The organism is Paenibacillus sp. FSL R10-2782 (assembly GCF_038592985.1).
Classification (GTDB): domain Bacteria; phylum Bacillota; class Bacilli; order Paenibacillales; family Paenibacillaceae; genus Paenibacillus; species Paenibacillus terrae_C.
In genome coordinates, this window is sequence record NZ_CP151951.1 from 5,184,056 (window position 1) to 5,197,427 (window position 13,372).

The following is a 13,372-nucleotide window of genomic DNA, read 5'->3' on the forward strand; positions in this document are numbered from 1 at the left end:
CAATTCAAACTGCAATATACGCGCTTTGTACTTTACAACATACATAACCTACGATTTTTGCACCGATAAGCGCAATTATGAAAGGGGAAATGAATAATGAAAAATACAGGAATGACACGACCATTAGACCATCTGGGCCGCATTGTACTGCCCAAGGAGCTACGCAATTCTATGAATATTAATATTGGAGATGCCCTTGATTTTTTTATTACACCAGAGGGCCTGATGATCCGTAAATATACAGGGGTATCTTGTTATTTTTGCAGTGCCGTAGATAACCTGAGCTACTTCAGAGATCATTTGATATGCAACGATTGCATTGAGAAGCTAAAGAGCGATAATCCCTCCAGTCATTCAGGCGAAGCACGTCCTGCTCAGCCCAAGAAAAGAAGAAATTACAGAAATCAGACTGAGCTCCTGCACAAACTAAAACAGCTCATGGAAAAGCACCCTAATGTTTCACAAAAAGAATTGGCCGAGATGCTTGAATTGTCTCAGGGACGCGTGTCACAGCTAAAAAAACTTCTACTTTGAATCGTTCCAATGACCCGCATTTGATCTCGTCACACAAAAAAGAGCCTGTCGGATCTCGGATCATCTTCCTTATGCAATGTCAGACTGCTCCAGGACCGGGACCCGATAGGCGAACAAGGACTCGTCAATAACGGCGGAAATGAACGTTGTCTCAATCTCCGGCACCAATTCGAGCGCATAGTTCCATGCGTTTTCTTCAATTTGCAGCGCAAGCCGTTGCCTGGTCCCTAACTCACTCTCCTGTTCCATAGCATCGGAGAGGTCAGGCAGCTCAGAATCAGCGGCGTGTCCAATCTCATGCGCAAGCACAATCGTAAAGTATTCCTCGACTCGTTCGACGCTGCCAAACATCAGAATGCATTGTGTTTCAATCGTGTCCGTATACATTGTAATGGCGTGAGTATTCATGGCATATTTACCCCCAATCAGCCGCCCGCCGGGAAACCGTTTCTCCAGCTTGACCGTCACGCCCATATCTGCCCGTTGCAAAAGTTTAGAGACGATGCGCTCTGCCTGATTTCTTTCCAACTTCGCCTCGCTCCTCGACCTTATGATATGAAAAAGCTGAATTTACTCTATTCAATATAGAATAGGAACCTGAATCTGATAATTAAAACTTTCTATGAACATATCAAGAATGAAAAGGGCAGCCTTGGGGCTTCTTCTGCATATACGGCTTTTCTTGAACTCCGAAATTTGGCTTTACAAGCCGATTATCGTAGGAACTGTGAAATATATGCGTTGTCGCCGGGGATAACGGCGGGATCAGCCATGTCCAATCGCCTGTGAGCGCACGCCCCGCCCGGGCTTCCCGCTCCTCAAACAGCTGGAATTGTGCAGCTGCCGTATGGTGATCGACAATGCTGACTCCCGCTTTTTTAAAAGAATACAGCACTGCACTGTTCAACTCCACCAGCGCCCGATCACGCCATAACGTCGTTTCGCTTGAGGTATTCAGCCCCATCAGCTCAGCTACCTGCGGCAGCATGTTATAACGGAAGGGATCGGCAAAATTACGCGCACCAATCTCTGTCCCCATATACCAGCCGTTAAAAGGAGCTGCGGTGTAGATGATACCTCCAATCTCCAACGTCATATCCGAAATCATAGGCACAGCATACCAACGCAAACCCAACGAAGCCAACCCCGGAAGTTCCGGGTGTTCAATAGGTACCTCCTGCACCAAATGTTCGGGAATATCAAACAGCTCAGGAGGCTGTCCACCTGCTTCTACAATCAGCGGCAATACGTCAAAGGGAGTCATGGCTCCTTGCCAGCCCATGCGGCGGCACGCATTTGTGAATTCTACCGAGATCGGGTCCCCGATCACTCCTTCAGCGCTCTCATAGCCGGCATACCGAATCAACTGATGATTCCAAATGCGAATATTCGGTTGCCCCGGCTTGGACGAGCGAAACACGGTAAGCGTCGGCTTGATTTTACCGCCATTTGTCCCTATTCGTATATGCTCTAACAGCTCATGAACCACTTCCACTGTACCTGAGGCGTCGCGAGCATCCCTTACCAGAAGCTTATCCCAAAACAAACGACCGATACAACGATTGCTGTTACGCCAAGCCATCTGTGCCCCATGCTCCAGCTCATCATAGGTATGATCATACGTTCCCGTAGTATCTATGTCATGATGAATTTCAAGAAGCCGGGCCTCCGCTTCATCGCGGCTTCGGCCCAGCTCCTCATAACATGTATATATAAACTGCTTCGCTTCACGCAAAAGCTGTTGCTTCACTTCCATACGTGCACCCCATCCCGGCAGCTCTCAATACTTATGAGCCCGCTGTCTTTCACGCCTATCCGTCATTATACTCCAGCGGCGCTCTGGAACCAACGGGATGTGTGTCTTGTTCACCTGATCTTCATATATATGGGAATTTATCCCAAAGGATTATCCCAAATATGCTTTGAGCATCCAGATATGTTTATCCACCGCTTCTCTCAAACCATTAAGAAGATCCTCAGTCGCTTTGTCATGTGCCGCTTCCGCTGCTTCCATGCCGTTAGCCAGCTCAGTAGTGATGGTGTTGAAATCCATAACCACGGATTTTACCATATCCTCGGCTGTCTGCTCACCTGCTGACTCCTGAATAGTTGACAGTTGCAAATGCTCCTTCAAGGTAGCGGCAGGACGGCCTCCAATGGCCAGCAAACGTTCAGCAATCATATCCAGGTTAGCTGTCGCTTCATTATAAAGCTCCTCAAATTTTGCATGCAGTGTGAAGAAATGAGGTCCTTTTACATACCAGTGGAAATAATGCAGCTTCGTGTACAACACCGACCAGGTAGCTACCTGACGGTTCAAAGCCTTATGCAATTCTTGAATAGCCTCTTGTGTAGGTTGGACGTTCGTGTGATTTAATGTACTCATGTGTAATTCCCCTCTCATGATCATCAATAGTATAGTTGGAGTGAAGCCTGAAAAATTCCTGTGACATTAGTGTTTGATTAACCTGTAAATCCCATACGTGATTCCAATAAATACTCACTTATTTATTTAGACTTAATCTAAATCCTGTTTTAATTATAACATTAGGTCAGTTATTTGCAAGAGCTTATTAGGTCTTAATCATGAAGATTACGTGAAGTATCATATCCTTTGAAAATTCACTTCGTCTTCACTCCGTTCAATGCCTGCAGAAACGCACGCAGTAGCACCGTATCCCCGGCCTGTGTTCCACGTAATATACCAACTACTCCTTTACCAAAATGCTTCCCGACTTCTGTCTGTACCTCCAGCCCCCAGCTTTGGAGAAGCTCCGCTATGTACGCAGCCGTCCGTTCCACCTCAAACAAAACTTCCGGGTAACGATGCAATTCCCTTCGAAATGCAATCAAATCTGTTTCCAACGCGTCCGGCACTACAAGACCATCAAAAGCACGAGTCATTATTGACCCCCCCCTAAAATCCAATCGGAATATTTGTAGTATATATCCAGCCTAAATGTAGTCTTTATCCCGCAAGCCGTCAACGCGTTATACATAGGTTACATTAATACGAGTATAGAAGATGTTAATTTTGTCTGCTAAAGCTTCGCCATTATCACTACCTTGTTCACAATCGTGATGTATGTGAGTTATGGCTTACGTGGTATAATAGAATATAAAATGGGGTTGATGTACATGACAGAGCTACTTGATCCTCGAAATGATTTTCTGTTTAAACGTATCTTTGGAAGCGATGAAAATCGGGATGTGCTGCTGACTTTCTTGAATCATACGTTTGCTGAAGCAGATAGACCGCAACTGACTGAGATTATTTTACTTAATCCTTATACAGATAAAGATGCGCCTCGTGACAAACAATCCATTCTGGATATCCGAGCCAGAACATCCGAAGGCGAATTGATTAACGTAGAAATGCAGCTATTTAATAAATATGATACCGATAAAAGGACTCTATTTTACTGGAGCAAGCAGTATGCTGGTCAACTACAGGAAGGCCAATCATATAAGTTACTTCGAAAATGCGTTACCATTAATATTCTGAACTACTCCTTTTTGCCTAATGATCAGTATCATAATGTATATCATCTTCGGGAAGATCGAACAGGTATCTCACTCAGTGATGATATCGAACTACATTTTCTAGAACTACCCAAGCTTGACCATCGTACTGTACCGATGGAGGGCGGCGGATTGGTAAACTGGCTTTTGTTTCTAAAAGGAGCGAATCCATCACAATGGGAGGTGCTGACCATGAACGAGCCTGTACTGAAAAAAGCGATGAATACCTTGGAATTCCTAAGTCAGGATCGGGAAGCCCGTCTTCAATATGAAGCAAGACAACGGTATCTACATGATGAGGCATCCATGATTGAAGGAGCAAAAGAAGAAGGCAAGGCAGAGGGTAAAGCAGAGGGTAAAGCAGAAAGTCGGGCTGAAATTGCACGAAATATGCTCCGTTTAGGCTTAGATATAGATATTATCGCCAAAGCGTCCGGTTTGTCGGAAGCTGAAATTCGAGCCCTTCAATCATAAAACTGACCATGACAAAAGAGCGGACCCGCAAGAGGGTCCGCTCTACTATTATTCTTTTATCTCCAAGGGATCCACAATCAAAGGTACAACCTTGCCCGCGTTTACATCAATCAGGCCGTGATCGGTAATTTTCAAAGCCGGGCTGACTGGCAAAGAATGAGTGCTCAGCGACATGATTGGATTGTAATGGCGATAGCCGAGCGAAAGCAAGGCAGAACGCAGCTCTTTTACGTGGGCCGCTACCATTTCCAACGGTCCTTCTGTTAGAATCCCGCCTACGGTTAACGGCAAATGGGACAGCACCTTGCCATTTTCAACTACGCAAAAGCCGCCTTGACTGGAAAGCACCGTATTCGCCGCCAATATCATATCCTGCTTGTTATGCCCTACGACCAGCAAGTTATGGTTATCGTGCGAATACGTGGTTGCCACCGCTCCGCGCTTAATGGTATCTCCCCCGATCAAACCATAGGCACGGTTGCCATTCTTACCATACCGCTCAAAAGTAGCGATAAGCCCATGTTCGCTCTGTTCCCACATCAGCTCACCATCCGCCACTTGCTCAGGTGCAATACGTTCGCTTGTAAAGGTCGATCCGTCCTTCACCATCATAATACGGCAATGATGTGTACCATCCGCTACATCCAGCTCTACGGTAAAATCCTGCTCTGTGAGCGGCTTCAGCTGTACACTTTGGTAAAAATGAGGTGGGAAACGGCAGCTTAACGAATCTTGATGATACTCTTCAAATTTATCGAATACCTTTTGCCCGTTCTTGTACACCTGCTCTACTTCAAAATGGCTCAGGTCAGACAACAAGACAAAATCAGCTATTTTCCCCGGTGCAATCGTGCCCCGGTCGTGCATACGCATCCGTGTCGCAGGCGTGAACGTAGCAGCATAGACCGCATTCTCAGGCTTCATGCCCATCCCGATTGCTTTGCTTACAATATGGTTCAGATGCCCACGCTCTACGAAGGAATCCGGCATCACATCATCCGTTACAAAGCAAAAATGCTGCGCCACGTCTTCCTGAATCAAATACTCCATCACTTCAGGGGTCATGGATTTTTCCTGAATCTCGATGAACATCCCCGCAGCCATACGAGCCTTCATGCCTTCAATACTTTGGTGGGTATGGTCAGAGCCAATTCCCGCGTAGATTAACTGATGCAGGTCCAGATCAAGCAACTGCGGCGTATGTCCTTCAATGATCAGCTCCGGGTAATGCTCACGAACATGGCGTAAAATACGGTTGGTCTTGCCCTCTGGATCACGAATCACATCCACATAGTTCATAATTTCACCCAAACAAATCATCTCACCGGTCTGCAGCAGTGCGTCAATCTCGGGAATATCAATTTCGCCTCCTGAGGTTTCAAGTGGCGTTGCCGGGACAGAGCTTGGAATACCGTAAAACATATCAGCCACGCAATCCTTGCTGGCCGCCATCATTTCCTGAATGCCTTCCAATCCAAAAACATTCGCCATTTCGTGCGGTTCCGGTACAATCGTCGTCACACCGTTGCGAATGAGTCCATAGGAAAAGGTCGCCGGTGTCACCATTGTGCTTTCAATATGGAGATGAATGTCGATCAGACCGGGAATCATATATTTCCCGTGCCCTTCTACAATTTCATTCACTTCAAACGACTCCAGGCCACGCTGACCAATATACATAAACTTGCCGTCAAGTATAGCAACATTGCCTTCCTCGAACGTCTTGTAATAGCTGTTATACACTTTAACTTGTAAAATCATTTTGTCTGCACGCATGATGTATCTCCTTCATCGAACCCGCTGATTATTGGACCAGCACCATTTTATCTGCCGGAAAATGTAAGGCAACCCGTTGACCGCTCAGGTACGGCGTGTCCATCTCCTGATTGGCGGTGAAGCTTCCTTTCGCCGTTTCTACCACATACTGATAGCTGCGCCCCAGGTAAGTGCTCACCTTGATAATGCCGGGAAACTCATTTTCTCCCGTCTCATTGCCTGCTGTGCGGATAACCAAATCATCCGGACGAATAGCCCCCTGACGGGCACCCGGCTGGACTGTACCCTGATTACGGGCCACACTAAACGAAAGATCGCTTGTACTCAGGAGAATTCGTTCCCCCTCCTCAACGCGTTCGTCAAAGGACAAGAAATTATTGAATCCGATAAAACGGGCGACAAATTCGGTGGTTGGATATTTAAAAATCGTCGATGGCGCATCCAACTGCTCGATATTCCCCTTGTTCATAATCGCAACCCGGTCAGAAATCGAGAAACATTCCTCCTGATCATGCGATACGTATACAGTGGTAATCCCCAATTCCTGTTGAATACGGCGAATTTCAACACGCATATTCACACGCAGGTTCGCATCCAGATTACTCAGCGGTTCATCGAACAGCAGCAGGTCGGGTTCAATCACAAGTGCCCGTGCAATCGCAACACGCTGACGCTGTCCACCGGACAGTTCGCCGGGGAACCGCTTTTCAAAGCCCCCCAGACTGACTATATCCAGCATAGCCATAACACGGCGTTTTATATCATCTTCCTTCACCTTACGCAGCCGCAGTCCAAAGGCAACATTATCAAAAACGGATAAATGCGGGAAAAGCGCATAGCTTTGGAATACAAAGCCGAAATTCCGTTTGTTCACCGGAACCCGGGTGTAATCTTTATCGCCAAACAAAAACGTTCCTTGTTTAGCTTCGAGAAATCCTGCAATCAGGCGAAGCGTGGTCGTTTTTCCACATCCACTCGGTCCGAGCAACGAGAGCAATTGCCCCCGTTCGAGCTGCAAATCGAAATCCTGCAAGATCAGTTGGTTGTCATAAGCGACCGATACACGATCCAGAGTAAGCAGTGCCATATGGTTGAAGCCTCCATTACCTTTTAGTGAAGTAAGACAATCCCATCAGTCGTTCAATCAAGAACATTAGAATACCGGTCAAAATCATCAGCATTACCGAAATTGCTGCAATCGTCGGGTCAAAATAATTTTCGACGTAGGTCAGCATTTGAATAGGCAGGGTGCTGAAGCCCGGTCCTGTCATGAAGACGGAAATGTCGACATTGTTGAATGATTCCAGAAAGGCAATCAGGATAGCCGCAATAATACCCGAACGGATGTTGGGCAGGACCACCTTGAAAAAGGTTTCCAGTCGTCCGGCTCCCAAGCTGAGCGCTGCTTCCTCAATCGCAAAATCAAAGTTGGACAAACTGGACGCAATGACCCGTATAATGAACGGCAGCATAATCACCGTATGTCCGATCAACAGTCCTGCGTATACCGGCAAATGATAAACAATGATCAGATAACGCAGCAGCGTAAAGCCCAGTACAATACCCGGTATGAGCAGCGGGGAGAGGAACAAAGCATTCAGCGCATCCTTCCCTCGAAACGTAAAACGACTAAGCGCATAAGCGGCAGGCATACCGATCAGCAGCGCCAGGATGTTACCTAGCAAAGAGACAACAATCGACGTTTTGAACGTGGACATAAACAGATCCACTTCAAAAATATTTTGGTACCAGCGCAAGGAAAAGCCCTGCGGAGGAAATTTTAATACCGTGCCCGGCTCGAAAGAAGTGACCGATATGATCAACAGCGGACCGAGCAGAAAGACGAAGACCAGCAGGCTAAAGAAGCCTAGTCCGTAATGTTTCTCCCGCATATCCACCTACCCCTTCGGATTGAGTTTATGGGCCGCCTTATTTAAGAGACCGACCACGATAAATGTAATGACAATCATAATCGTTGCAATAACAGAGGCGAGAAACCAGTCATTCAGCGTCATCGCGTTCTGATACAAAAATGTAGCGATGACACGCTGTTTTCCTCCAAGCAGTGCTGGTGTCGTATAAGCCGTAAGGCTGCCCACGAAAACGAGAATGCTTCCGATAATCAGGCCCGGCACAGACAGAGGAAATACAATTTTACGGAATGCGCTGAATTTGGAGGCACCGAGACTCTGAGCCGCATGGACGAGATCACCGTCGATATTTTCGAGTACACCGATCAGTGAAATAATCATCAGCGGTAAAAATAAATGAACCAGACCAATAATCATCGCTGCCGGGGTATACAAAATATTGAGCGGCTCATCAACGAGTCCTAAACCGATGAGTAAGTTATTCAACAGCCCTTTACGACCCAAAATGACCATCCAGCTAAATGACCGCACCACCGGACTGGTCAGCAAGGGAAAGATAGCCAGCGCCAGCAAAATCCCTTTATGGCGTGGTGCCTTTTGCGAAATATAATAAGCCGTCGGGAAGCCGAGTAGCACGCATACGAGCGTTGTAACGACACTAACTTCCAGCGTAGTCAGCAATATTTTCAGAAAATAAGGGTCCTTGAAGAAATGGAGATAGCCTTCTAGGGTGAATGAGCTGTTCTGTACGAAGGTCGAGCCGATCGTTAACACAATCGGAATGACCATGAACGCCGCCAGAAAGAGCAGACCTGGCAGCAGCAGCCAATACAAGTATGTTTTCTTCATGGGTAGCTCCTTGCGGTTATCAATATGTTATTCCTTGTTCAGCACCTGAATAAATAGCTCCAGAAATGCCTCGCTGTCCACCTGTTCGCACACGTTCATGTTCGGGCCATGATTGAGACGGTTCTGTACATCGCCCACCGTTTGTCCGTCACATATACGGCTGGAGGTTTCCACATCGACATACATTGGCGAAGTTTCCACCAGCCTCGAATTCAGCGCAACGCCCACGGCAAGCGGATCATGAAGCGCACACGCTTTTACTCCGTTACGTTCCTCATAACGCTTGGTATAAATGGCCGTGCTTTCAGCCACATAGCTGCGAATCGCCGGATCTGTGAGACGGGCAATGTGGTCCGCCGTTAGCAGCGCCTTCCGTGTTACATCCAGTCCCACCTGGATCAACCGCCCAAATCCGGCATGAAATACGATCCGCGCCGCTTCCGGGTCAGCATACATGTTATATTCCGCTACAGGCGTAATATTGCCGCATCCGTGAATAACACCACCCATAAAAATGACCTCTTTGATGTATCGCGTCAACTCCGGGCATTTCAGAAGCGCCAATGCCAGATTCGTGAGCGGCCCGGTGCAAACCAGGGTCACTTCTCCACGGTGAGCCATGACTGTATCAATGATGATGTCCGGCGCAAAACCCTCGGACGCAGAAATAGTAGGGACAACCTCACTCAATGCGCCGCCAATGCCGTCTTCTCCATGAATCCGATGCTCATGCAATCCTTTACGGATCAAGGGAGCATCGGCCCCCCGATAGACCGGAATATCCGGTCTATCCAAAAGGTCGAGGATTTTGCATGTGTTCAATGTTGCCTGTTTAAGCGATACATTACCGCACACGGTAGTAATCGCTGTAACATCCAGTTGGCCGCTTTTGGTGGCTAATAAAATACCCAGCGCATCATCAATACCAGTATCTACATCTAATATGACTTTTTTCATTATTGAGCAACTTCCCGGTTCCAGCGATCCGTCCATGCCTTGATATGGTCATTGACGAATTTCATATCCAGCTTGGTCAGCTTGTTGACCACATCTGCACCATACGTAATTCCTTCTGTATCCGCACCGGACAGCACTACCTGCGTATTCACCGGAGAATCAACCTTCGCCTTGGCGGACTTCTCTTGAACTTCCTTGCTCAGCTGCCAGTTGATAAATTCCTCAGCCAATTCTTTTTGGTCGGAGCCTTTCACCACGTTGATTGTGTTCATTACTGCATAAGCACCTTCACTTGGTGCCACAAATTTGGCTCCAGGCACAGCTGCCTGCAAATCTTTGAAGTACATCTCCATAATCGGTCCGCCCGCGATTTCCTGCTGACTGAACATGTTGACGAACTCGGAGGTTTTGCTATAAAACTTAACGATATTCGGACTCAGTTCTTTCAGTTTCCCGAATGCCTGGTCTTCATTAAACTCTTTACTACCCGCTACCTTGGAGGCCGCGTCTACAACCATCGGTCCAGCCGTAGCCGTAATGTTCGGCAGGGTCACGTTTCCTTTGAACTCACTGCCCCACAGATCAGCCCAGGAAGTCACATTCTTTTTAACCAGCTCCGGGTTGTAAGCAATACCGAGGCGCCCAATCGTATAAGCAGGGCCATACTCCTCACCCAGCGGTGCTTTGGCAATATCATAAATTTGATTCAGGTTCGGCATTTTGCTGCGATCCAGCTTTTCAAACAAACCCTGTTGAATCCCCTGTTGGGCATAATAATCAGACAGATAAATCAGATCGACGTCTGTGCTTCCTTGACTAATTTTGTTCAACCGTTCTGCGTTATTCCCAATCTCTACTACAATATCAACGTTATGTTCCTTCTCAAAAGGCTCGTATACTTCTTTGTTAAAGAAGTCCTCGGAGAAGCCCCATGTGGAAATGATTAGCTTCTTCTTGCCATCAGCCGAGCTGCCTTTTCCATCTTCCTGACCTCCAGTAGCATTGCTGCCACAACCTGCAAGCACAACAGATGCCAAGGTCAAAGCCATGAACCCTTTAAACCATTTTTTCATTTGAAACTCCCCCTATTTATTCATTCTGAGAACCTGATAACACAAAAAAGAAAAGTACTCTTGTAAAACAAGAATACTTTTCTTCGTAAACAAAGAATAAGTTGATCCCGCTGCGCGTTATAACAGGTTCTCCCCTCAGATAGATCCGAAGCGAAAAGCCGAATATCCAATTGTATTAGGATTCCTTCAGTATGATGTTCGTGATTGCCCACTGCGTTGCTGAATCATAGTCACGCAGTAGAGCTTCAATATCGAGCCCCATATCCTCAATCAGCTTCTCGCGAAGTCTCTTCTTATACAGCATGGACATTCGGAAATCCACTTCCAGCTTCAAGCCGGGGGCTTCCACTTCCAATGCCGCCGAGCGTGGAGAACGCCGGTGCTTCGCCACAAAGGTAACAATGTTGTTCTCAACGGTGGCCCGCAGTAGCGTGGTCCCGAAGCCGAACAGTTCCTTTGAAATTTCGTTGTAAATCTGGCACATCCGCTTCTTGCTTTCATTACTGTCGAGCAGCGTCATGAACCCACCCTCATCAGCATATTACGTACAATCAATCTTTCAACACGATAGATTATACATAAATATATGATAAATAGCAATAAAAATCCCTAATACAATAACATATGATGCGAAAAAGCGAACAATATGTCGAACTTTGTAGAGCTTTAGAATATTTTTGTGCATTTTTTCGGCTGAGATATCATAACCCCTGGATAGGCAAGTAACGTTAAGCCATAAACTTTACCGTTCTTCACTTTTGGTACGATGCTGAGTTACATAAATAAAAGGATATTCGCCTTTGCTTATTTTACGTTTCCACTCTTGAATCATATCCTCTTGGGTTGGGGGGTTCCCATTTACGATAGCTCCAGTAGTTTCTTTAGCCATACTTTTTATCCTCTCACGCTAGATTTAGTTATTGCGTCTTTATCTTTTCTCCGGTCATTTTGATGTTACCATCCATTTCCACCAAACTCGTTTTACATTTTAAACCGATGGCATCCTTCGCCGTGACTTGTATTGTGTTACCCGCATTGAATACCAAGTTTCCATCAGCCTTAACACGGATGTCCTTTTTACTCCGTAATTCAATTCCGTGGTCATCCAGCAGTCGAATTACCACTTCATCATCGTTCCCCGTGATTAAAATTTCATTTTCCTCAAATATAATGGCTTTGCGGTACTTGGTCATAAATATCTTCGTCGACGGGTCCTTAATAAAGTCACCGCCTTTGGATCTCTTTCGGATCGAGTGGGTTACAATAGCGTCTTTTTCTTTATTGGTCGGAAAGTAGATATCTACAAAATCAAAAAGCTCCGGCATGCAGTACCATCCCGTATTCCCTTCCGATGTATAAAATGTAGCAGTTGGAAAAGCAAAGGTTTCCTTGGCGTTCGGCTTGACCTTATCCATTTCATAAAAGAATACCTTTACATGATCCTGTTCAATTCCAATCACTTTCGACTTCAATGATATGCCACGAATGTTCTCGTTTACAATCAATTCCTGCTTCATTCCATCAGAGGTGGTTAGCACATATTCATGCCATAAGGTATTGTGTCGTATAAACGCAACAGACTGCAAGACATATAAAGCTTTCCCTTTGAATTTAACCTCAGTCCCAATTTGTAGCAGGACATCTTTCGGCCCCGTCGTTTGTACTTTATAATACAACAGATTGTCGTCTTTGCTTGCCCCTGGTTTGGTCTTTCTGGTCATGGAGTAGTTATACTGCTTCAGCTCACCTTTATGGACACCATCGGGTAATCCAAAATAAAACTGAGGGTTCTCTCCTATCGGATCAGGGATCAGTCCCCAACCAAGCCGAGAAGCCATACGTTTCAGAAACGACCAGTCCGTTTCGTCGAATTGCATCGTAAACTCCTGTAAAAGCTGCCCTTTTAAGCGGCTCGTACAATTGGCTTTAGGATATGATTTGAGTACATGTTCAAGTAATGCCTGTACCTTCATTTTCACATTTTGAAAGGATTGTCTATGAGGCACTTCATCCAGCTGACTTGTATAGGATAGGGCTTCGACGACCAAATGGGCTACATTGGAAACCATCTTGATTCTGAACTGCGTGACTAATCCCCTAAACAACACAATCTGTTTCTGATCATCATTCAGGTAAGAAACAACTAACTTAGCTCCTGCCTCCATATGTTCCGTATACTCTTTCATTTGAGTGCCGGTTAACACACCCGTTAAAAAGACTTTCACATGCTCATTCATTTTCTGCATAACTTTAACCTTCGGATTTTGAAGAGATAGAACCGTTCCGTTATACTTTATGATTGGATATCCCATGATT

15 protein-coding genes are annotated in these 13,372 nt (G+C 46.1%); 2 read left to right on the forward strand and 13 right to left on the reverse strand.

Annotated elements, in window-relative coordinates; translation table 11 throughout:
• Nucleotides 1-96: 96 nt before the first annotated feature.
• Nucleotides 97-534 carry an AbrB/MazE/SpoVT family DNA-binding domain-containing protein gene (locus NST83_RS23635; protein ID WP_137060688.1) on the forward strand — a complete coding sequence of 146 codons (438 nt, stop codon included), beginning with the start codon at nucleotides 97-99 and terminating at the stop codon, nucleotides 532-534.
• A gap of 69 nt (nucleotides 535-603) precedes the next feature.
• Here the strand turns inward: NST83_RS23635 and NST83_RS23640 are convergent, their stop codons facing one another.
• From NST83_RS23640 to NST83_RS23655, 4 genes are all read right to left on the reverse strand, one after another.
• Complete coding sequence (locus tag NST83_RS23640; RefSeq protein ID WP_342415873.1) at nucleotides 604-1,062, reverse strand: hypothetical protein; 459 nt, start codon at nucleotides 1,060-1,062, stop codon at nucleotides 604-606.
• A gap of 103 nt (nucleotides 1,063-1,165) precedes the next feature.
• A complete protein-coding gene (locus tag NST83_RS23645) occupies nucleotides 1,166-2,290 on the reverse strand; it encodes a nitric oxide synthase oxygenase (protein ID WP_342415874.1) in 1,125 nt (374 codons plus the stop codon).
• A gap of 150 nt (nucleotides 2,291-2,440) precedes the next feature.
• A complete protein-coding gene (locus tag NST83_RS23650) occupies nucleotides 2,441-2,920 on the reverse strand; it encodes a DNA starvation/stationary phase protection protein (RefSeq protein WP_342415875.1) in 480 nt (159 codons plus the stop codon).
• 236 nt (nucleotides 2,921-3,156) lie between these two features.
• Nucleotides 3,157-3,438: a hypothetical protein gene (locus NST83_RS23655; protein ID WP_342415876.1), complete on the reverse strand. Its 282-nt coding sequence runs from the start codon at nucleotides 3,436-3,438 to the stop codon at nucleotides 3,157-3,159.
• Between the two features lie 234 nt (nucleotides 3,439-3,672).
• Here NST83_RS23655 and NST83_RS23660 point away from each other — a divergent pair, with 234 nt between their 5' ends.
• Nucleotides 3,673-4,530, forward strand: a complete 858-nt coding sequence (locus NST83_RS23660) for an Rpn family recombination-promoting nuclease/putative transposase (protein WP_137060692.1) — start codon at nucleotides 3,673-3,675, stop codon at nucleotides 4,528-4,530.
• Between the two features lie 48 nt (nucleotides 4,531-4,578).
• On the opposite strand, the gene NST83_RS23665 is transcribed toward NST83_RS23660, so the two are convergent.
• From NST83_RS23665 to NST83_RS23705, 9 genes are all read right to left on the reverse strand, one after another.
• Nucleotides 4,579-6,306 carry an adenine deaminase C-terminal domain-containing protein gene (locus NST83_RS23665; protein WP_342415877.1) on the reverse strand — a complete coding sequence of 576 codons (1,728 nt, stop codon included), beginning with the start codon at nucleotides 6,304-6,306 and terminating at the stop codon, nucleotides 4,579-4,581.
• Nucleotides 6,307-6,334: 28 nt separating this feature from the next.
• A complete protein-coding gene (locus tag NST83_RS23670) occupies nucleotides 6,335-7,393 on the reverse strand; it encodes an ABC transporter ATP-binding protein (protein WP_137060694.1) in 1,059 nt (352 codons plus the stop codon).
• 16 nt (nucleotides 7,394-7,409) lie between these two features.
• Complete coding sequence (locus NST83_RS23675; protein WP_137060695.1) at nucleotides 7,410-8,198, reverse strand: ABC transporter permease; 789 nt, start codon at nucleotides 8,196-8,198, stop codon at nucleotides 7,410-7,412.
• Nucleotides 8,199-8,204: 6 nt separating this feature from the next.
• Nucleotides 8,205-9,026, reverse strand: coding sequence for an ABC transporter permease (locus NST83_RS23680; RefSeq protein WP_342415878.1), 822 nt, complete (start codon nucleotides 9,024-9,026; stop codon nucleotides 8,205-8,207).
• A gap of 27 nt (nucleotides 9,027-9,053) precedes the next feature.
• On the reverse strand, nucleotides 9,054-9,983 hold the full coding sequence (locus tag NST83_RS23685) for a nucleoside hydrolase (RefSeq protein ID WP_342415879.1): 930 nt from the start codon (nucleotides 9,981-9,983) through the stop codon (nucleotides 9,054-9,056).
• Nucleotides 9,983-11,056, reverse strand: coding sequence for an extracellular solute-binding protein (locus tag NST83_RS23690; RefSeq protein ID WP_342415880.1), 1,074 nt, complete (start codon nucleotides 11,054-11,056; stop codon nucleotides 9,983-9,985). Before NST83_RS23690 ends, NST83_RS23685 begins: the two co-directional genes overlap by 1 nt.
• Nucleotides 11,057-11,231: 175 nt before the next feature.
• Nucleotides 11,232-11,576, reverse strand: a complete 345-nt coding sequence (locus tag NST83_RS23695) for a hypothetical protein (RefSeq protein WP_014278613.1) — start codon at nucleotides 11,574-11,576, stop codon at nucleotides 11,232-11,234.
• 222 nt (nucleotides 11,577-11,798) lie between these two features.
• Nucleotides 11,799-11,945: a hypothetical protein gene (locus NST83_RS23700; RefSeq protein ID WP_342415881.1), complete on the reverse strand. Its 147-nt coding sequence runs from the start codon at nucleotides 11,943-11,945 to the stop codon at nucleotides 11,799-11,801.
• 28 nt (nucleotides 11,946-11,973) lie between these two features.
• A complete protein-coding gene (locus tag NST83_RS23705) occupies nucleotides 11,974-13,368 on the reverse strand; it encodes a hypothetical protein (RefSeq protein WP_342415882.1) in 1,395 nt (464 codons plus the stop codon).
• Nucleotides 13,369-13,372 lie beyond the last annotated feature (4 nt).

Coding starts and splice junctions, on each gene's coding strand:
- NST83_RS23635 (WP_137060688.1), top strand. CDS start 97: ATGAAAAATACAGGAATGACACGACCATTAGACCATCTGGGCCGCATT.
- NST83_RS23645 (WP_342415874.1), bottom strand. CDS start 2,290: ATGGAAGTGAAGCAACAGCTTTTGCGTGAAGCGAAGCAGTTTATATAT.
- NST83_RS23650 (WP_342415875.1), bottom strand. CDS start 2,920: ATGAGTACATTAAATCACACGAACGTCCAACCTACACAAGAGGCTATT.
- NST83_RS23655 (WP_342415876.1), bottom strand. CDS start 3,438: ATGACTCGTGCTTTTGATGGTCTTGTAGTGCCGGACGCGTTGGAAACA.
- NST83_RS23660 (WP_137060692.1), top strand. CDS start 3,673: ATGACAGAGCTACTTGATCCTCGAAATGATTTTCTGTTTAAACGTATC.
- NST83_RS23665 (WP_342415877.1), bottom strand. CDS start 6,306: ATGCGTGCAGACAAAATGATTTTACAAGTTAAAGTGTATAACAGCTAT.
- NST83_RS23670 (WP_137060694.1), bottom strand. CDS start 7,393: ATGGCACTGCTTACTCTGGATCGTGTATCGGTCGCTTATGACAACCAA.
- NST83_RS23675 (WP_137060695.1), bottom strand. CDS start 8,198: ATGCGGGAGAAACATTACGGACTAGGCTTCTTTAGCCTGCTGGTCTTC.
- NST83_RS23680 (WP_342415878.1), bottom strand. CDS start 9,026: ATGAAGAAAACATACTTGTATTGGCTGCTGCTGCCAGGTCTGCTCTTT.
- NST83_RS23685 (WP_342415879.1), bottom strand. CDS start 9,983: ATGAAAAAAGTCATATTAGATGTAGATACTGGTATTGATGATGCGCTG.
- NST83_RS23690 (WP_342415880.1), bottom strand. CDS start 11,056: ATGAAAAAATGGTTTAAAGGGTTCATGGCTTTGACCTTGGCATCTGTT.
- NST83_RS23695 (WP_014278613.1), bottom strand. CDS start 11,576: ATGACGCTGCTCGACAGTAATGAAAGCAAGAAGCGGATGTGCCAGATT.
- NST83_RS23700 (WP_342415881.1), bottom strand. CDS start 11,945: ATGGCTAAAGAAACTACTGGAGCTATCGTAAATGGGAACCCCCCAACC.
- NST83_RS23705 (WP_342415882.1), bottom strand. CDS start 13,368: ATGGGATATCCAATCATAAAGTATAACGGAACGGTTCTATCTCTTCAA.